Source organism: Variovorax sp. 160MFSha2.1 (genome assembly GCF_048305075.1).
GTDB classification, from domain to species: Bacteria; Pseudomonadota; Gammaproteobacteria; order Burkholderiales; family Burkholderiaceae_C; genus Variovorax; species Variovorax guangxiensis.
In genome coordinates, this window is sequence record NZ_CP157624.1 from 6,191,700 (window position 1) to 6,210,326 (window position 18,627).

At 67.3% G+C, this 18,627-nt stretch carries 13 protein-coding genes, 1 tRNA gene and 1 pseudogene; 8 read left to right on the forward strand and 7 right to left on the reverse strand.

The window, feature by feature from the left end:
• Positions 1-2: 2 nt before the first annotated feature.
• Positions 3-2,738 (reverse strand): type VI secretion system Vgr family protein, encoded by a 2,736-nt coding sequence (locus tag ABL838_RS28540; protein WP_418123034.1) that lies wholly within the window; start codon positions 2,736-2,738, stop codon positions 3-5.
• 614 nt (positions 2,739-3,352) lie between these two features.
• Positions 3,353-3,478, reverse strand: coding sequence for a hypothetical protein (locus ABL838_RS28545; protein ID WP_260319502.1), 126 nt, complete (start codon positions 3,476-3,478; stop codon positions 3,353-3,355).
• A 404-nt stretch (positions 3,479-3,882) separates the two neighbouring features.
• On the opposite strand from ABL838_RS28545, the pseudogene ABL838_RS28550 reads away from it, so the two are divergent.
• Positions 3,883-4,087, forward strand: a pseudogene (locus tag ABL838_RS28550) (diguanylate cyclase domain-containing protein); the annotation flags it as partial.
• 230 nt (positions 4,088-4,317) lie between these two features.
• Complete coding sequence (locus tag ABL838_RS28555; RefSeq protein ID WP_418123036.1) at positions 4,318-6,402, forward strand: TonB-dependent siderophore receptor; 2,085 nt, start codon at positions 4,318-4,320, stop codon at positions 6,400-6,402.
• 70 nt (positions 6,403-6,472) lie between these two features.
• Here the strand turns inward: ABL838_RS28555 and ABL838_RS28560 are convergent.
• Positions 6,473-6,547 (reverse strand) — tRNA-Arg (locus tag ABL838_RS28560).
• 43 nt (positions 6,548-6,590) lie between these two features.
• Positions 6,591-7,265, reverse strand: a complete 675-nt coding sequence (locus ABL838_RS28565; RefSeq protein ID WP_418123037.1) for a TetR family transcriptional regulator — start codon at positions 7,263-7,265, stop codon at positions 6,591-6,593.
• A 178-nt stretch (positions 7,266-7,443) separates the two neighbouring features.
• On the opposite strand from ABL838_RS28565, the gene ABL838_RS28570 reads away from it, so the two are divergent.
• From ABL838_RS28570 to ABL838_RS28585, 4 genes are all read left to right on the forward strand, one after another.
• Positions 7,444-8,748, forward strand: coding sequence for an efflux RND transporter periplasmic adaptor subunit (locus ABL838_RS28570; protein WP_369660610.1), 1,305 nt, complete (start codon positions 7,444-7,446; stop codon positions 8,746-8,748).
• 18 nt (positions 8,749-8,766) lie between these two features.
• The gene (locus ABL838_RS28575) at positions 8,767-11,934 is read left to right on the forward strand and encodes an efflux RND transporter permease subunit (protein ID WP_126025098.1); all 3,168 of its coding nucleotides are present in this window, start codon (positions 8,767-8,769) and stop codon (positions 11,932-11,934) included.
• A 156-nt stretch (positions 11,935-12,090) separates the two neighbouring features.
• Positions 12,091-13,530 carry an efflux transporter outer membrane subunit gene (locus ABL838_RS28580; protein WP_126025189.1) on the forward strand — a complete coding sequence of 480 codons (1,440 nt, stop codon included), beginning with the start codon at positions 12,091-12,093 and terminating at the stop codon, positions 13,528-13,530.
• 145 nt (positions 13,531-13,675) lie between these two features.
• Positions 13,676-14,296: a c-type cytochrome gene (locus ABL838_RS28585; RefSeq protein WP_126025099.1), complete on the forward strand. Its 621-nt coding sequence runs from the start codon at positions 13,676-13,678 to the stop codon at positions 14,294-14,296.
• Between the two features lie 61 nt (positions 14,297-14,357).
• Here the strand turns inward: ABL838_RS28585 and ABL838_RS28590 are convergent, their stop codons facing one another.
• From ABL838_RS28590 to ABL838_RS28600, 3 genes are all read right to left on the reverse strand, one after another.
• Positions 14,358-14,909 (reverse strand): DUF2946 family protein, encoded by a 552-nt coding sequence (locus ABL838_RS28590; RefSeq protein ID WP_369660608.1) that lies wholly within the window; start codon positions 14,907-14,909, stop codon positions 14,358-14,360.
• 4 nt (positions 14,910-14,913) lie between these two features.
• Positions 14,914-15,939 carry a YheT family hydrolase gene (locus ABL838_RS28595; RefSeq protein WP_418123038.1) on the reverse strand — a complete coding sequence of 342 codons (1,026 nt, stop codon included), beginning with the start codon at positions 15,937-15,939 and terminating at the stop codon, positions 14,914-14,916.
• A 67-nt stretch (positions 15,940-16,006) separates the two neighbouring features.
• Positions 16,007-16,459: a YybH family protein gene (locus tag ABL838_RS28600; RefSeq protein WP_093206406.1), complete on the reverse strand. Its 453-nt coding sequence runs from the start codon at positions 16,457-16,459 to the stop codon at positions 16,007-16,009.
• Between the two features lie 218 nt (positions 16,460-16,677).
• Here ABL838_RS28600 and rutA point away from each other — a divergent pair, with 218 nt between their 5' ends.
• Positions 16,678-17,790 (forward strand): pyrimidine utilization protein A, encoded by a 1,113-nt coding sequence (gene rutA, locus ABL838_RS28605; protein WP_126025102.1) that lies wholly within the window; start codon positions 16,678-16,680, stop codon positions 17,788-17,790.
• 13 nt (positions 17,791-17,803) lie between these two features.
• A complete protein-coding gene (gene rutB, locus ABL838_RS28610) occupies positions 17,804-18,595 on the forward strand; it encodes a pyrimidine utilization protein B (RefSeq protein WP_418123039.1) in 792 nt (263 codons plus the stop codon).
• Positions 18,596-18,627: the final 32 nt, after the last annotated feature.

Below are 18,627 nucleotides of genomic sequence, written 5' to 3' on the forward strand. Positions count from 1 at the left end.
GCTCAAGCCAAGCCGTTCAGGTGGGCTTCGATGGCGGACTCGGAAAGAAAGTGGCCGGGGTCGAAAGCGCCTGCAGCCGCTGCATACATGGAGCCTTCCGCTCCCGGCGATTCGGTCTCGCCGTCGTCATCGGCCCGGTCATCGTCTTCCGCGCTGTCTGGCTCGGAGCGGATCGTCGGAACGGGCGTCCAGTCCCACGCTTCCTCGCCCACCACCAGCACTGCCTCGTCCGGCGTTTCGAATGCGACGCGGGGCAGCCGTCCGTCGTCGGGAATGACGCCTTCGGCCAGCGTTTGGCGCTTCTCGCCGAGGATCCGGTAGGGCAGCCCCGACATGCCCTCGTGCTTGAAGATCTCGTCGCTGCCAAGGGGCGCGAAGCGCACGCTGTACCTGTCGTCGTGGCTCACGCCTTCCATGCGACGGCGCTTGGCCATGTCCATCGGCCCTGCATAGCTGTGGGTGGCCGCGTGCTCGCGCCAAAGGCCCTGGGTGCCGTGCACGATGCCGGAGGCACTCCACCTGGAAAAGCTGCCGCCGCCGTTGATGACGACCTCTTCCTTGGCGCTGATGCTGATCCTGTCGGACTCCATCTTGATGTCGAGCCTCGCCAGCAGGTTGATGCTGTTCTGCAGGGCGACGATGTCGATGCCGGCCGTGGCTGCGGTCAGGCGGATGGCCTTGTATGCGAAAAGGCGTACGGCCTCTTTCACGCTCACCAGAAAGCTCCTGCCGGCGCTGATGCTGGTGTGCCCGCCGCTGCTTAACGCGTTGTGCGTGATGCTGGCGATGTGGGTGGCGCCCGCCGCCGTGCTCTGGATGCCTGCCGCACTGGCGAGCACGAGGTGCGGTTCGCGGAGTTCAGGGAAATCTCCCTGCCGCGAATGGCGGCCCTTGATCGCATCGTTCTGTTCCTTGAGGGCCTGGGTGACCGCGTCCTGGTCGCCCGCTTCGTGCGCCTTCGCTTCCTGCGCGGTCCGGCTCTGCCGTTCATGCAGGTCGCGCGCGGCCGTCAGGCGTGCGACTGTTTCCCCAAGATCGGTGATGTGCGCATCGGCTCCGGGCCTCGGCTCGGTGCTGAGCAGCAAGCCCCTTGCTGCGCGCACCGCGGCATGGCCATCGGTACGCAACTCGGCGCCCTCGCCGCGGTCGTCCTTACGGCCTGCCGTGTCGTCGATGCGCCCGATGTGGCCGAGGCTCAGGCTGCTGCTGAGATGGTCGCTCTTGAGCTGTGCCTGGATCTTTCCGGGTTGATCGTCCAGCACCAGGTGGTTGCCGCGCGATCCGCCTGCTGCACCCGCCTTCAATTCACGGCTGCGCAGGCCCGATAGGTTCTGCTGGTCGGGCAGCCGCCACGCGGGCATGTTCTCGGCATTGAACACACGGCCGGTGATGATGGGACAGTCCGGGTCGCCGCCGAGGAAATCGACGACCACCTCCTGGCCGACGCGCGGCAGCGCAGCCGCCCCGAATGTCTCTCCGGCCCAGGCCATGGATACGCGGATCCAGCAGCTGGAGTTCTCGTTGCGTTGCCCGATGCGGTCCCAATGGAACTGCACCTTCACGCGGCCGTACTGGTCGACCCAGATCTCTTCGTTCTTCGGCCCGACGACGATGGCAGTCTGAGGTCCGCGGGTGCGGGGCTTCGGAGTGACGCGCGGCGGGCGCCACGCGTGGCTCACGGGCTGCGCATCGAAGCAGAAGCGCTGGACGGAGCCTTCGCCGGCATCGGCGCCTTCGGTGGCCCGGAGGTTCTCCCGCAACTCGTAGTCGACGGCAGTCAGAAGGTACTTGCGGTTCTGATCGCCCCTCGGATGGCCCGCCAGCTCGAAGATGCAGCCCGGCGCGAGTTCTCGCCTGTTGGAGCGGCCGCTGGCAACGCTGCCACCGCTCAGTTGCTCTTCGACGCGGGTGCGTGCACAGGCCTCGCCGTCGTCGTAATGCCTGTACCCACCGGGCCATTCGTACAGCTCGAGCTCGTCGTGCGAGTGGCCGGTGCGCAGCTCCCGCCGGCTGGAGAGGTCGGCCTTTGGCTTGAGCGGGTCGTAGTCGTTGGTGAAGTGCAGGCCGGAACGGACTTCTTCGCTCGTGCGCCACTCATGGATGCGTTCGTTCGAGCCATCGCCACCGCCGGTCATTCCCGCCTTCTCCAACGGATGAAACCGCACCGTCTCCCCTCCGGGCATCGGATCGTGCGAGCCCAGCACGTCATCCGCAAACACCAGCACCTGCCGCTGAGCCTCATGCCGGAAGTAGTAGTAGATGCCTTCCAGCTCGCACAGCCGCGAGACGAAGGAGAAATCGCTCTCGCCGTACTGCACGCAGTACTCCCACACGCGGTAATCGCGGGCCAGCCGCTTCTCCATGGGGTAGCCGTAGGCTTCGAGCACGTCGGCGACGATGTCCGGAACGGTCCTGCCCTGGAAGATTCGGAAGTCGCTGCGTCGCGTCGCGAGCCACAGCCATGGGCGCAGCTTCATTCGGTAGAAGCTATGGCGTGCGTCCTCTCCGGCCAGGCCGAAGGACGCGACGACACCGCCCAGGTAGCGCGTGCCGCCGCTCTCGGTCTGCATCGCCAGGGTAACGGTCTTGCCGAGCAGCATCTTCGGATCGACGCTGTTGCTGCTGCCCAGCAGTTCCACATCGAAGTCGTGGAGCCGGCTCAGCGCCTCGCGGCCGGTCAGCCAATGGAATTGCAGCGCTTCCCCCAACGGGGTCTGAATGGAAACCCGGCGCGTCATCGCACCACCGCGGACGCAACGGCGCACGGCGCCGGGCGAACGTGCCGGCGCGTGCCATCGAAGATGGACATGGATCCTCCCTGAAATCATTCGTTGCCGCTCTGTTCGGCGGCGTGTTTCGTCGGAGTATCCGGGCGCGCTCGGCCTTCCTTCCGCCGATGGCGAGATGGCGCACGGATTCGTGAACGAATGCGCGTGCCGGCCGCGCCGCCTATCGCCGCTCGACAGCGAGATTTCGAATGTTCACAGGTCGATGCCTGGCGAGCCGGTCGTTCGCGATTTCCGGCAGCCGAATGGCGCGCGCGGCCGGGTCCGGCCAGCTTTCGCTTCTTATCTACTTACTCTGTTATTTAAAGATAGTAGTAGTAGATAAGGGTAAACCCGCGCTGTGGACATCGGGGTTTTTTCCTTGCGCGACAAGGACTTGCGGTTGCCGCACCGCTGTGCGTGCGCCTGCTTCGCGCATGCAACCGGAAATGGAACAACATCCTGGAAGTCGCCCCGGCTGTGGATAAGGACCGACTTGTTCCGGAACTGTCCCCAGAGTTGTCTGGCGAAGCTTCGGAATGCACGGAGTGGTCAACGCAGACTCGTGCCCGTCGCCGGTGGACGTTCTATCGATTCACAACGATGCGATGGATCTGGATCCTCTCGGGCAGTTCGATCAAAAGCTCCTTGTCGCGCGGCAGGTGGTGGACGGTCAGCGGATCACCCTTCGTGAACGCGGTCATCGATTCCATGTCGGGCCAGTAGGAGATGGTCGTGAACCAGGTCTCGTCGTCGCGGTCCTCTCGCAGGAGCTGGACGCCGAGGGTACGCCTTCGGCGCGGTTGTAGGCTTCGTACTCATCGGCAACTTCAGGCCGGGTTCGGCCGCGCCAGATGCGGGCGATAGCGGGTTGGGGCTTGCTGGTCATGGTGGTCGTGCTTCCGTGGCAGGCGTTTTCGGAGTGAGGACGCTGCGCACGGCAGCTGCAGCTCGTGGAGCAATCCACGGAGTGACTGAAAGAATGGCCGCATCGATGGTTGCCGAAGTAGGACGGCTTTGCGTTCGTGTGCAGGCGAGTTCGGGTCATCGAGGCTCCGCGGCGGAAGGCACTTTGACGACGCCGACGACGACGCCGTTCATCGCGGTGGCCGCACCCGATTCGCTCGCGGGCTTGAAGAATCGGCGCGCACTCGATGCGGCGCTGGGTGCTCTTCGTGGATGCGGACAATTTCAAGCGATGCAGCGACGAGTACGGCCATGCCCAGGGCGACATCGCGTTGCAGCATCTCCCGGCCTCCATCGCAAGGCATGTCCGCCGACGTGGCGATCTCGCGGCGAGGTGTGGCGAAGAAGAGTTCGTGCTGGCCGGTGCCCGGCCGTAGCTTCGTCAAAACCGGCTCAAATGTCACCATCATGTAAATGAGAGTTGTTTTCATTGAGTGCTAGGATTCGCGCCCCCAGCTTCAGGCCTGCTGCCAGGTTTCCATCACAGGACGAAGCCTCTGTTCCCCTCTCCTCGCGACATCTCTCCGTGCTTTCTTCTCCCAGCTCTCACCCTCGTTTTCCCCGCGCCGCATCCGCCCTCGCCGCCATGCTGACGCTCACGCCCGGCTCCGACCTGTTCGCGCAGGAGGCGGCCGATGCCGGCACCTCCGGCACGCTTCGGACGATCGAAATCCAGGAACGCTCCGAGGGCTCCGCTTCGGGCTATGCGGGCCCTCGCGGCGGCACCGCGGCCACGCGCACCGAAACCCCGCTCATCGAAGTACCACAGGCAGTGCGGGTGGTGCCGCGCCAATTGATCGAGGACTTGGGCGCGACGCGGCTGGGCGACACCATCGACTACGTCAGCGGCATCGCGCGGCTCAACGACTTCGGCGGCACCTGGGACAACTTCGCGATCCGCGGCTTCAGCAACACCGAGGGCGGCTCGCTGCTCAACGGCTTCCCGTCGGGCCGCGGCTACGGGCCGCAGCGCGACGTGGCGAGCGTCGAGCGCGTCGAGTTCCTGAAAGGCCCGGCCGCCGCGCTCTACGGCAGCAGCGAGCCTGGCGGCACCATCAACGTGGTCACGAAGAAGCCGCAATTCACAGCCGCGCACACCGTCGGCGTGGAGGTCGGCACGCGGGGCTTCAGGCGCGCGACGCTGGACACCACCGGCCCCATCGGCACCAGCTTCGCCTACCGGCTCAACGCGGTGGCCGAGGACGGCGCGAGCCGCAGCAGCCTGATCGACAGCCGCAAGCAGGTGCTTGCCCCGGCGGTCACCTGGACGCCCGACAGCCGCACGGTGGTGCAGTACGAGGCCGAGCTCGTCCGCATCCGCGCACCGCTCGACCGCGGCGTGATCCAGATCAACGGCAACACCGGCGTGCTTCCACGAGACCGCTTCCTGGGCGAGCCCGACCGGGGCAACATGCACATCGAGGGCGACACCCATCAGCTGACGGTGGACCGCGAGCTGGGCACGGGCTGGCGCGCCCGGGTCGGCACTTCTTACCGCGAGACCCGCTACTTCGGCGACGCGGTTGACCTCAACAGCACGCTGCGGGCAGACAACCGCACCCTCAATCGACGGGACAGCTGGCGCAGCCTGCCGTCGCGCGACACGTCGGTCCAGGCCGAGGTCGAGGGCAAGTTCGCCACCGGCGGCATCGGCCACACGCTGCTGGCGGGCGTGGAATCCTGGCGGCTGTTCATGGGGCAGTACGGCGATTATTCGAACGTAGCTACAGCGCCCTACGCGATCGACATCTACAACCCGGTCTACGGCCGGGCCCGGACCGCGCCGCTCTCGCCCCTGTTCAACACGCGCGACAGCCAGCGCGCCACCGGCGTCTTCGTGCAGGACCAGATCGATCTGTCGCCGCACTGGAAGCTGCTGGCGGGCGTGCGCTTCGACCGCTTCCACCAGGACTACGAGGACCTGCTGGCGCGCAAGACCACCACCCAGAGCCATTCGGCCACGTCGCCGCGCGTGGGCATCACCTACCTGGTCAGCGACCGGCTGTCCTTCTATGCGAGCGCGGGCAAGTCCTTCCGGCCCAATTCGGGCGGCGACGAGAATGGCAACGCATTCGCGCCGCAGTCCGGTCGCGCGCTGGAAGCGGGCGCCAAATGGCTTTCGGCCGACGAGCGCCTGACCGCCACGATGGCGGTGTTCGACATCCGCAAGAACAACGTGCTCACCCGCAGCCCCACCAACCCCAACTTCAACGTCGCCGCCGGTCAGGCACGAAGCCGGGGCTTCGAGGCCGACGTGGCGGGGCAACTCGACGCCCACTGGCGCCTGACGGGCAACCTGGCCTATACCGACACCGAAGTCACCCGCGACAACAACCCGGCCATGCTGGGGCGCAGGGTGGCCAACATCCCGCGCGTCAGCGGCGGCCTGTTCGCCATCCGCGAGGACAGGCTGCTCGACGGCCGCTACGGCGTCGGCGGCGGCCTGGTGCACGTGGGCGAGCGCGCCGGCAACGCCACCGACACCTACCGCCTGCCGGCCTACACGACCGTGCGATTGACGGCCTACTGGCAGATCAATCCACGCGTCCGGCTCACCCTGGACGTGAACAACCTGTTCGACAAGACCTTCTACGTCGCCTCCTGGAACAACCTCACGGTGCTGCCAGGCATGGGCCGCCAGGTGGTGGCGGGCCTGCAGGCGAAGTTCTGACGACGGACCGCCTCTGTTCGGAGGGGAAACAAAAAAGCCGGACACCTTTGCAAGTGTCCGGCTTCGTAACTGGTCCCGCCGCCAGGAATCGAACCTGGATCTCAGCCTTCGGAGGGCCGAATTCTATCCGTTGAAATACAGCGAGAAATTGGGATCCGGTTTGCACCGGAGTCCGACATTATCGCCTATCAGACGACGACAGTTTCGGCCTCCGCCGCAGCCGCGGCTCCCGGTTGCGGCCGGGCGAAGCCGAGACCCGCCAGATAGACCCTGAAGGTGCGCCTTCCCGTCGGCACGAGGTCGAAAGCTTCCGGGTCGAGCAGCCAGTTCTGGATGAGCCCGCTGATCAGCGCGTGCAGCCCCTGCGCCGCCACATGGCCCGGCACCGGCAGCTTGATGCGGCCTCGGCGCGCGGCCATGCGCAGGGCCTTCTCGAAATCGGCGACGCAGGCGTTGCGCGCATCCAGGTGGCGCTGCTGCACCGAGGCCATGTCGTGCGTGTATTCGACCTTGTGGGTCGCGATGTCGAACACGCGGCGCACCTGCAGGTCGGTGGTCATGAGGTTGAGCGCGTGGACCATTCCTTCCTCGATCTCGGCGAGCGGGTCCTCGACGTTGGGCGCGGTGGCGGCCGCCCTCGGCGTGGTCTCCAGCGGCAGGATGACGCGCTCCATCATCGCGTTGAAGAGATCGGCCTTGTCCTTGAAGTGCCAGTAGATGGCGCCACGCGTCGCGCCGGCCTGCTGCGCGATCTGCTGCAGCGTGGTCTGCGAGACGCCTTGCGCCTGAAACAGCAGCTCCGCGGCGTCGAGCAGACGATGCCGCGTGGCCAATGCTTCTTCCTTCGTACGACGTGCCACCAAGTCTCCTGATTTGTAAAGACAACGCCCTCTATGTATCGTGGGGCCATTGCTCGGCTGTCACTATACATCCATGAATGTATGTAAACTAGCCGGCTTCCCCGATGGCCCACCTGGCCGTACAGGTTTCCGGTTCGCCCCGCGAACGCGCCATCTCCCGTCTTCGCTTCAAAGGAATCGCATGCCTCTCTTGCATGTTTCGCGCCAATCGTCCTTTTCGCCGCGCCTCGCGACCGTGGCCGCCGTCGTCCTGCTGGTCCTCGCGGGCTGTGGCAAGAGCGACGCACCCGGAGGTCCGGGCGGCGGAGGCGGTGGTGGTGGCGGTCATCCCGCGCCCGAAGTCGGCGTGGTCGTGGCCGCGCCGACCGACGTCGGACTTGTTACCGAACTGCCCGGTCGCCTCGAAGCCTCCCGCGTCGCCCAGGTCCGCGCCCGCGCATCGGGCATCCTGCTGAAACGTGAATTCCGCGAAGGCAGCGACGTGAAGGCCGGCCAGCTGCTGTTCCGCATCGATCCGGCGCCGCTGGTGGCCGCCGCCCAGAACGCCCAGGCCACGCTCGCACGCGCCGAAGCCAACGCCGTGCAGGCCAAGGCCCTGGCCGACCGCTACAAGCCGCTGGTCGAGGCCAACGCGGTGAGCAAGCAGGAATACGCGACCGCCGTCGCATCGCAGAAAACCGCCGAAGCCGACGTGGCCGCCGGCCGCGCAGCGGTGCAGACGGCCAAGATCAACCTCGGCTATGCCGACGTGACCTCGCCCATCGCCGGTCGCATCGGCCGCGCCCTCGTCACCGAAGGCGCGCTGGTGGGCCAGGGCGACGCCACCGAGCTCGCCGTGGTGCAGCAGATCAACCCGCTGTACGTGAACTTCACGCAGTCGGCCTCCGACGTGCTGAAGCTGCGCAAGGCCGTGGCCGACGGACAGTACAAGCGCGCCAGCGGCGACGAAGCCGCGAGCATCCGCGTGGTGCTGGAAGACGGCACCGACTACCCGCTCGAGGGCAAGCTGCTGTTCTCCGACCTCACGGTCGATTCCACCACCGGCCAGGTCACGCTGCGCGCCGAAGTGCCCAACCCCAAGGGCGAGCTGCTGCCTGGCCTGTACGTGCGCGTGAAGCTCGAGCAGGCCCAGGCCACCAACGCGATCACGGTGCCGCAGCAGGCCGTCACGCGCACCCAGCAGGGCGATACGGTGTCGGTGGTCGACAAGGACGGCAAGATCAGCAAGCGCACCGTCAAGATCAGCGCCGCCAAGGACAACCAGTGGGTTGTGCTCGATGGCCTGAAGGCCGGCGAGCAGGTGATGGTCGACGGCTTCCAGAAGCTGCAGATGATGCCGCCGGGCACGCCGGTGAAGGCAGTCCCGTGGACCAAGCCGAACCCCAACGGCGGCGCGCCCAAGCCCGCCGCCGAGGCAGCCGCGCCCGCCGCAGCCGCCTCCGCTGAGAAGGCTCCGGCCGACAAGGCCCCGGCCGAAAAGAAGTAATCAGGAGCGCGCCCGCAAATGGCCAAATTCTTCATCGACCGACCGATCTTCGCCTGGGTGATCGCACTGTTCATCCTGGTGGTGGGCGGCGTGTCAATCACCCAGCTGCCGATCTCGCAGTACCCGCCGGTGGCGCCGCCCGCCATCGTCATCAACGTCGCCTACCCGGGCGCCTCGGCACAGACGCTCGAGGACAGCGTGCTGTCCGTCATCGAGCGTGAAATGAACGGCTCGCCGGGCCTGATCTACATGGAATCGGTGGCCCAGGCCGACGGCACCGGCTCCATCACGATCAGCTTCGAGCCCGGCACCAACGACGACCTCGCGCAGGTGGACGTGCAGAACCGGCTGTCGCGCGCGACGCCGCGCCTGCCTTCCGCCGTGACGCAGCAGGGCGTGCGCGTGGACAAGTCGCGCAACAACTTCCTCATGTTCGTGATGCTGTCCTCGGACAACCCGAACTTCGACCCTGTGGCGCTCGGCGACTACGCCGCGCGCAACGTCGTGCCCGAACTCCAGCGCGTGGTCGGCGTGGGCCAGGCGCAGCTCTTCGGCTCCGAGAACGCAATGCGCGTGTGGATCGACCCGGCCAAGCTGCAGGGCTTCAACCTGTCGGCCACCGACGTCAACAACGCCATCCGCGCGCAGAACGCGCAGGTGTCCTCGGGCACGCTGGGCGACCTGCCCAACATTCCCGGCCAGGCCATCGCGGCCACGGTGACGGTGAACGGCCAGCTGGTCAACGTCGAGCAGTTCAAGAACATCGTGCTGCGCGCCAACACCGACGGCTCGACCGTGCGGCTGAAGGACGTGGCGCGCGTGGAACTCGGCGGCCAGTCGTACGCCACCTCGGCGCGCCTGAACGGCGTGCCCGCGGTCGGTGTCGGCGTGCAGCCCACGCCCAACGGCAACGCGCTGCAGTCGGCCAAGGCGATCCGCGCCAAGATGGCCGAGCTCGAGCGCTACTTCCCGCAGGGCGTGAAGTGGGCCATTCCGTACGACAGCTCGCGCTTCGTGCAGATCTCGATCAGCGAAGTGGTCAAGACGCTGCTGGAAGCCGTGGCGCTGGTGTTCCTCGTGATGTTCCTGTTCCTGCAGAACTGGCGCTACACGATCATCCCGACCATCGTGGTGCCGGTGGCGCTGCTGGGCACCTTCGCCTCGCTGCTGGCGCTGGGCTTCTCGATCAACGTGCTGACCATGTTCGGCATGGTGCTGGTGATCGGTATCGTGGTGGACGACGCGATCGTGGTGGTGGAGAACGTCGAGCGCATCATGAGCGAGGAGGGGCTCTCGCCGCTCGAAGCCACGCGCAAGGCGATGCGGCAGATCTCCGGCGCCATCATCGGCGTGACGGTGGTGCTGATCTCGGTGTTCGTTCCGCTGGCCTTCTTCGCGGGCTCGACCGGCAACATCTACCGCCAGTTCTCCGCGGTGATGGTGGCCTCGATCGCCTTCTCGGCCTTTATGGCGCTGTCGCTCACGCCGGCGCTGTGCGCCACGCTGCTCAAGCCGGTGGAAGCCGGCCATCACCATGAGAAGACCGGCTTCTTCGGCTGGTTCAACCGCGGCTTCGCACGCACGGCCAAGGGCTACGAAGGCATCGTCGCGCGCATCCTGCGCCGAGCCGCGCGCTACCTGGTGATCTACGTCGCCATCATCGGCGCCGTGGCATTCACCTACAGCCGCCTGCCGAGCTCGTTCCTGCCGCAGGAAGACCAGGGCAACATCATCGTGAACGTGCAGCTGCCGCCCGGCGCCACGCAGGAGCGTGCGCTGTCGGTCATGCAGCAGGTCGAGGGCTTCATCCTGAAGCAGCCCGAAGTGCAGAGCATGGTGGGCGTGATGGGCTTCAGCTTCTCGGGCCAGGGCCAGAACGCGGGCCTCGCCTTCGTGACGCTGAAGGACTGGGAGGAACGCAAGGACCCGGCCCACTCGGCCAGCGCGCTGGCCGGCCGTGCCTTCGGTGCGCTCTCGGGCATCCGCGACGCCTTCATCTACCCGCTGAGCCCGCCGCCCATTCCCGAACTGGGCAACGCCAGCGGCTTCAGCTTCCGCCTGCAAGACCGCTCCGGCGCGGGCCATGATGCGCTGATCAATGCGCGCAACCAGCTGCTGGGCATGGCCTCGCAGAGCAAGGTGCTGGCGCAGGTCCGTCCCGACGGCCTTGAAGACGCGCCGCAGCTGCAGATCGACATCGACCGCGACAAGGCGAACGCGCTGGGCGTGAGCTTCGACGCGATCAACGCGACGCTGTCGACCGCGCTGGGTTCGAGCTACATCAACGACTTCCCCAACCGCGGCCGCCTGCAGCGCGTGGTGGTGCAGGCCGACGCTCCGGCGCGGATGCAGCCGGACGACCTGCTCAAGCTGAACGCCAGCAACACGCAGGGCCAGCCTGTGCCGCTGTCGGCCTTCGCGACCACCAAGTGGGTCACGGGCGCCACGCAGACGGTGCGCTACAACGGCTATCCGGCGATCCGCATCAGCGGCGACGCGGCACCGGGCTACAGCACCGGCGCGGCGATGGCCGAGATGGAGAAGCTCGCATCGCAGCTGCCCGCCGGCTTCGGCTACGAATGGACCGGCCAGTCGCGAGAAGAAAAGCTCGCCGGCTCGCAGGCCATCATCCTGTACGGCTTCGCGATCCTGGCGGTGTTCCTCTGCCTGGCCGCGCTGTACGAGAGCTGGTCGATCCCGCTGTCGGTGATCCTGGTGGTGCCGCTGGGCGTGCTGGGCGTGCTGGTGGCAACGATGCTGCGCGCCTATTCGAACGACGTGTACTTCCAGGTGGGCCTGATCACGATCATCGGCCTGTCGGCGAAGAACGCGATCCTGATCATCGAGTTCGCGAAGGACCTGCAGGCGCAGGGCAAGGGCATCATCGAGTCGGCCCTGGCCGCCGCCCACCTGCGGTTCCGCCCGATCATCATGACCTCGCTGGCCTTCGGCCTGGGCGTGGTGCCGCTGGCGATCGCCTCGGGCGCCGGCTCCGCCAGCCAGCGTGCCATTGGCACCGGCGTGCTGGGCGGCATGGTGACAGGCACCGCGCTGGCCGTGATCTTCGTGCCGGTGTTCTTCGTGGTGGTGCGCAGCCTGTTCAAGGGCAGCGCGCGCCAGCACGAGGCCGACAAGCGGCATGCAGAAGCCGCGGGCATCTCCGCGGAGGAAACCAAACATGACTGAACTCGGGCACACCCCCAGGCTTCGCGCACTGCGTGTCGCTACGCCCACCCCCTTGCAGGGGGCAACACCTGCGGCCCGGCAGAGCCGGTTCCGTGGTGTTTCCCGAACAGGCCGCGCAGTGCGTGCAGCGCGAGCGGCCATGGAGTCGCAATGACAATGACGAAATTCATTCCAACGGCACTGGCCGCGGCAATGCTGCTGGCCGGCTGCTCGCTGATCCCGACCTACGAGCGCCCCGCCGCGCCGGTGCCCACCACCTACCCGGGCGACCCGTCGCAGCCTCCGGGCCAGGCCGCGGCCACCCTGCCGTGGCAGGACTTCTTCACCGACCCGCGCCTGGCGGGCCTGATCCGCACGGCGCTCGCGAACAACCGCGACCTGCGCGTGTCGGTGCTCAACATCGAGCAGGCGCGCGCGCAGTTCCAGATCGAGCGCTCGAACCTGTTCCCCGCGCTCGGCCTGACGGGCACGGGCTCGCGCTCGAGCCCCAACGCCTACCAGGCGATCGACCCGAGCCAGGGCAGCGTTTCGTCGCAGTACGCCGTCAACTTCGGCTTCACCTCTTGGGAGATCGACTTCTTCGGCCGCATCCGCGCGCTGAAGGACCAGGCGCTGGCGCAGTACCTCGCCACGGACGAGACCCGCAAGGCGGTGCAGATCAGCCTGATCGCGTCGGTGGCCAACGGCTGGCTCACGCTGCTGGCCGACGACGAGCTGCTGGAGATCACGCGCCAGACCATGGTCACGCGCGAGGAGTCGGTGCGCCTCACGAAGCTGCGCTTCGACAACGGCGTGTCGTCCGAACTCGATTTCCAGTCGGCGAACTCGGCGCTGGAAACCGCGCGTGCCGCCTATGCGCAGCAACTGCGCGCCCGCGCACAGGACGAGAACGCTCTCGCCCTGCTGCTGGGCGCGCCGGTGCCGGCCGATGCCACCGCCGGCGGCGCCAAGGGCCTGGACGGCATCAAGCCGATGCCCGACGTGCCGGCCGGCCTGCCTTCGGACCTGCTGGCCGAACGTCCCGACATCCGCTCGGCCGAGCAGCAGCTGATAGCGGCCAACGCCAACATCGGCGCGGCGCGCGCGAACTTCTTCCCGCGCGTGTCGCTGACGAGTTCCATCGGCACCGCGAGCAGCGAGTTCTCGGGCCTGTTCGACCGCGGCTCCAAGGCCTGGTCCTTCGCGCCCACGGTGACGCTGCCCATCTTCGACGCCGGCCGCAACATCGCCACGCTCGACTCGGCCAAGGCCGGGCGCGAGATCGCGGTGGCGCAGTACGAGAAGTCGATCCAGACGGCGTTCCGCGAAGTGGCCGACGCACTCGCGGGCCGCGCGACGCTGGGCGAGCAGGCGCGCGCGCAGCGTGCGCAGGCCGACGCGGAAGCCGTACGCTTCAAGCTCTCCGACCTGCGTTATCGCAACGGCATCGCCAGCGCGCTCGACCTGCTCGACGCGCAGCGCTCGCTGTTCACTGCGCAGCAGTCGGCTGTGACAACGCGCCTGCTGCAGTTGCAGAACCAGGTCACGCTGTACAAGACGCTGGGTGGCGGCTGGGCCACGCGCGACAGCAACGACGCGGCGGGCGGCAAGGGCTGAGGAAGCTCCCGGCGTCCCGGAGTGGCCGAGACGCCAAGGCGTCCCATAAGGGAGGTCCCTTGCTCCTGCCGGCAAGGGCTCTCTCTATAATCGCCGGTTGGTTAGGAAAAGCCCCCCGACGAGCCCCCGATAATTGAGGACGCGAATGAGCGCAGACCCGCATTACCAGGCCACAGAAGAAGCCCACACCGGGCCGATCAAGAACCCGAAGCAACTGCTGCTCGCGGTATTTTTTTCCTTCATTGCCCCGATCCTGATCATCGTGGGTCTTGTCTCCTACGTGGTCTCGGGCAACAAGCCCGCCGGCACCGCCCAGGGCGACAACATGGCGCTCTACGGCGTCACCAAGGAGGCGCGAGACCGCGAAGTGGCCGAGCGCCTCAAGAAGGTCGGCAGCATCGAGATCCGTGACGCCAACCGCCCGCTCGCAGCCGGCGAGGCCGTGTTCAAGGCCCAGTGCGTCGCCTGCCACGGAGCGCCCGGCATCCCCGGTGCCCCCCACCTGAACGACGCGGCAGCCTGGGGCCCGCGCATCGGCCAGGGCTACGCAACGCTGCTCGAACACGCCCTGAAGGGCAAGGGCGCCATGCCTCCGCAGGGCGGCGGCGACTTCGAAGACCTCGAAGTGGGCCGTGCCGTGGTCTACATGGCCAATGCCGGCGGCGCCAAGTTCCCGGTGCCGGATCGCCCTGCCGCAGCCGCGGCGCCGGCCGAAGGCGCTTCGGGCGCGGCGCCTGCCGCACCGGCGAGTGCGCCAGCCAAGTAAGCGTTTTCCCTAATCAGCCAAAAGAAGAAAGCCGGCCCAGCGCCGGCTTTTTCTTTTCCGCTCAGGTGTGCGGGACGGCTGCGTGGCGTCCGGCCGGGCTCAGCACGTGTCCGAAACGCGCGGGCAGATCGCTGGCCTGCACCGTCTCCGGCGTCCAGATTCCGCGTTCGACAGCCTCGGCTGCGATGCCCACGTCCTGCGTGTGCACCAGCCCGAGCCCCAGCGGCGAGGCCAGATAGAGCCGTCCGTCCTCGTCGAGCAGGCAGCCCGACACCGTGACCGCCGCGCCCGTATGAGCGGTGACGGCGAAGCCCCCGCTCGCATCCTCGGCGACACGCCATACCAGCGGTGCCGCCTCCAGTTCCACGTACACGCGCTGCGGTCCGTTCTGGAAGAACCACTGTCCTTCGTCGTCGTGCTCGTAGTTGCGGTGGATGAATTCGATCAGCTTGTCGTGCCGCAGCATCGAGCCCTTGGCCGTGCGGAACGGGCCCTGCGCCTGGGTGCGGTCGTCGCGCATGTACCAGTTGCCGCGCGCATCCAGGCCCAGCCAGCCGTAGCAATGCGGCACGTTGGGCCATTTGGCGAGCGCCTGCTTGACGATGTCATCCATGGCGTCATTCTCGTCCCGGCGGCAAGCCCCCGCCGTCAGCGGAGGCGCCGCCGTGCAGCTGCAGCCAGCCACCGACCTGTTCCGGCATGCCCCGCACATGCCCTGGCGGCAGCCCCATCGGAAAGCCGACGTGCCCGCCGTGCTCGGGCTGCCACAGCGTGACGTGCGAACCGACTTCGCCAGGCCTTGGCAGGCTGCGCGCCGGAATGAATGGATCGTTGCGCGCATTCACCACCAGCGCCGGCACGCGGATCGAGGCGAGATGCGGCTTGGCCGAGCCCCGCGCCCAGTAGTCGTCGGCATCGCGAAAGCCGTGCAGCGGCGCGGTGAAGACGTTGTCGAATTCGTAGAGGTTGCGCGACGACACCAGCCTATCGCGGTCGAACAGGCCCGGAAACTGCGCAAGCTTGGCCAGCGCCTTGGGCTTCATGGTCGAGAGGAACATGCGCGTGTAGACCAGCTTGTTGAAGCCCTTGCCGATGGCTTCGCCGCCCGCGGCGAGGTCCAGCGGCGCGCAGACCGAAGCCACGGCGCTCACCACGCCCGTGGCGGTTTCTCCCGCCTCGGAAGCCCATCGCATCAGCGCATTGCCGCCCAGAGACACGCCCGCGGCCAGCACCGGGCCGCCGCCCTTTTTCACATGCTGCTCGCGCATGCGCGCGAGGATCCAGCCGATCTCCTCGAAGTCGCCCGAGTGGTACGCGCGCGGCGCGAGGTTCATCTCGCCGCTGCAGCCGCGGAAATGGGGTACCGCGAAGGCCATGCCGCGCGATGCCGCGAAGGTTGCGAAGGCCTCGGCGTAGTGGCTGCGCGACGAGCCTTCGAGCCCGTGGAACAGCACCAGCAGCGGCCGCGCGCCGGGCATCGGCGCGTCGACGAAATCGACGTCGATGAAGTCGCTGCCATCCGGCGTCGACCAGCGCTCGCGCCGGTAGGCCGGCGCCTGGCCTTCGAAGCGGCGGGCATAGAGCGCGGCCCAGATGGTCTGCAGGTTGCCGCCGGGCAGCCAGCGCGGCGCGGCGTAGTCCATCGGCTGGAGGGAGGTTCCGGCAGAGGCAGCCGGAGAGAAGGAAACGACCGGAGAAAGCATCAATCGATCAATGCAGGACCTGGGGCGGATCGTTCGCGTCGTCCGGCTCGCGCGCGGTGCCGGGGCTCGCATGGTGCGCCACCATGCGCCAGCCCTGCGCGGTCTTGTGATAGACGTTGGTGGCCAGCACGAAGGCATGGCGCGGGCCTTCGGCGGTGAGCACCTCGATGCGCTCGAGCACGTTGTGCACCGCGCTCGCGAGCGAATCGATCTTGCGCACCCGCGCGGGCATGGCGTGGATCGCACCGTTGCCGAACATCTGCTCGAAGGCAGCGCGGATCGCCACGGCGCCCACCAGCCTCGGGCCGCCGGGGTGCACGCAGAACACCTCGTCCTCGTCGGCCCAGCAGGCCATCAGCGCGTCGATGTCGCCGCGCTGCAGCGCTTCGTAGAAAGCCGCCTCGACGTCGTCGGCGGTGCCGCCGATGGCCGCGGCGGCACGGAGTGGGGTCTTGGGCATGGCGTGATTTTGCCGCGTGCTCCGTGACGCGGGCGCTGCACCGCTTTGGCCCCGGCCGCACCGCGGTGCCGCAGCCCCGCCGAATCTTCTGCTCCGTTTTGGACCAAATGGTCAAAAGGAAAGCGTGAATTTTCCGTAAGCCATTGATATCAAAGAACTTATTCATCTGGCACGGCGCATGCAAGGAGCCTCCCGAACCCGCAACAGGAGCCCTTCCAATGAACGTCGGCATCTTCATTCCAATCGGCAACAACGGCTGGCTGCTTTCCGAGAACGCACCGCAGTACAAGCCCAGCTTCGAGCTCAACAAGCAGATCACGCTGAAGGCCGAGCGCTACGGCGTCGACTTCGCGCTGTCCATGATCAAGCTGCGCGGCTTCGGCGGCAAGACGGAGTTCTGGGACCACAACCTGGAGTCCTTCACGCTCATGGCCGGCCTCGCCGCCGTCACCAGCAGGATCAGGCTCTTCGCCACCGCGGCATCGCTGGTGATGCCCCCGGCCATCGTGGCGCGAATGGCCTCCACCATCGACTCCATCTCCAACGGCCGCTTCGGCCTGAACCTCGTCACCGGCTGGCAGCGGCCCGAGTACTCGCAGATGGGCATGTGGCCCGGCGACCAGTTCTTCGGCACGCGCTACCAGTACCTGTCCGAATACATCCAGGTGCTGCGCGACCTCTGGGGCAAGGGCTCGTCCGACTTCAAGGGCGACCACTTCAAGATGGACGATTGCCGCCTCAGCCCGCAGCCGCAGGCCGACATGAAGGTGATCTGCGCGGGCCAGAGCGACGCGGGCATGGAGTTCTCGGCGAAGTACGCCGACTACAACTTCTGCTTCGGCAAGGGCGTGAACACGCCCAAGGCCTTCGCCCCCGCGGCCGACAAGCTCATCGAGGCCACCGCGAAGACCGGCCGCAAGGTCACCACCTACGTGCTGATGATGGTGATCGCCGACGAGACCGACGAGGCCGCGCGCGCCAAGTGGGAGCACTACAAGGCCGGCGCCGACCACGAGGCCATCGCATGGCTGGGCCAGCAGGGCGCGGCCGACACGAAATCGGGCGCCGACACCAACGTGCGCCAGATGGCCGACCCGACCTCGGCCGTGAACATCAACATGGGCACGCTCGTCGGCTCCTACGAGAGCGTCGCGCGCATGCTCGACGAAGTGGCCGAGGTGCCCGGCACCGAGGGCGTACTGCTGACCTTCGACGACTTCGTTCAGGGCGTCGAGGCCTTCGGCGAGCGCATCCAGCCGCTGATGAAGAGCCGCGCGCATGTGCAGAGCCCCGTGCCTTCGCAGGCAGTGCCCGAGCGCCTCGCAGCCTGAGGAGGAACGCCACGTGACCACTCCAGCACGCAACACCACCCTCACCTCGAACACGCCCGTGGGCGCGCCGCGCGCACCCGGTGCGCCCGCGCCGCTGGTACTGCCCGCGCGCCCCGAGCCGCTGGCACTGCACGCCACCAACTCCGCGCTGATCGTCGTCGACATGCAGAACGCCTACGCCTCCATCGGCGGATACGTCGATTCGGCCGGCTTCGATATCTCCGGCGCGCAGGGCACCATCGCCAGCATCTCGCGCAGCATCGCGGCGGCGCGCGCGGCCGGCATGCTGGTCGTGTTCCTGCAGAACGGCTGGGACGCGGCCTACGTGGAAGCCGGCGGCCCCGGCTCGCCCAACTGGCACAAGTCGAACGCGCTCAAGACCATGCGCGCCAGGCCCGAGCTGCAGGGCAAGTTCCTCGCCAAGGGCGGCTGGGACTACGAGCTCATCGAGCAGATGAAGCCCCAGCCCGGTGACATCGTCGTGCCCAAGACGCGCTACAGCGGCTTCTTCAACAGCACGCTCGACAGCACGCTGCGCTCGCGCGGCATCCGCCACCTGGTGTTCACCGGCATCGCCACCAACGTGTGCGTCGAATCGACGCTGCGCGACGCCTTCCACCTCGAGTACTTCGCCGTGATGCTGGAAGACGCCACGCACGAGCTCGGCGGGCCCGCCATCCAGAAGGCATCGGTCTACAACGTCGAGACCTTCTTCGGCTGGGTGTCCACGACAGAGCACTTCTGCAGCACCTTCGCGCCCTCGCTCGCAACCCGATCCGCTCCGGCCGAAGCGGCCGTTGCCTGATTTCCCTTCCCCATCTTCTTCACCAAGGACTT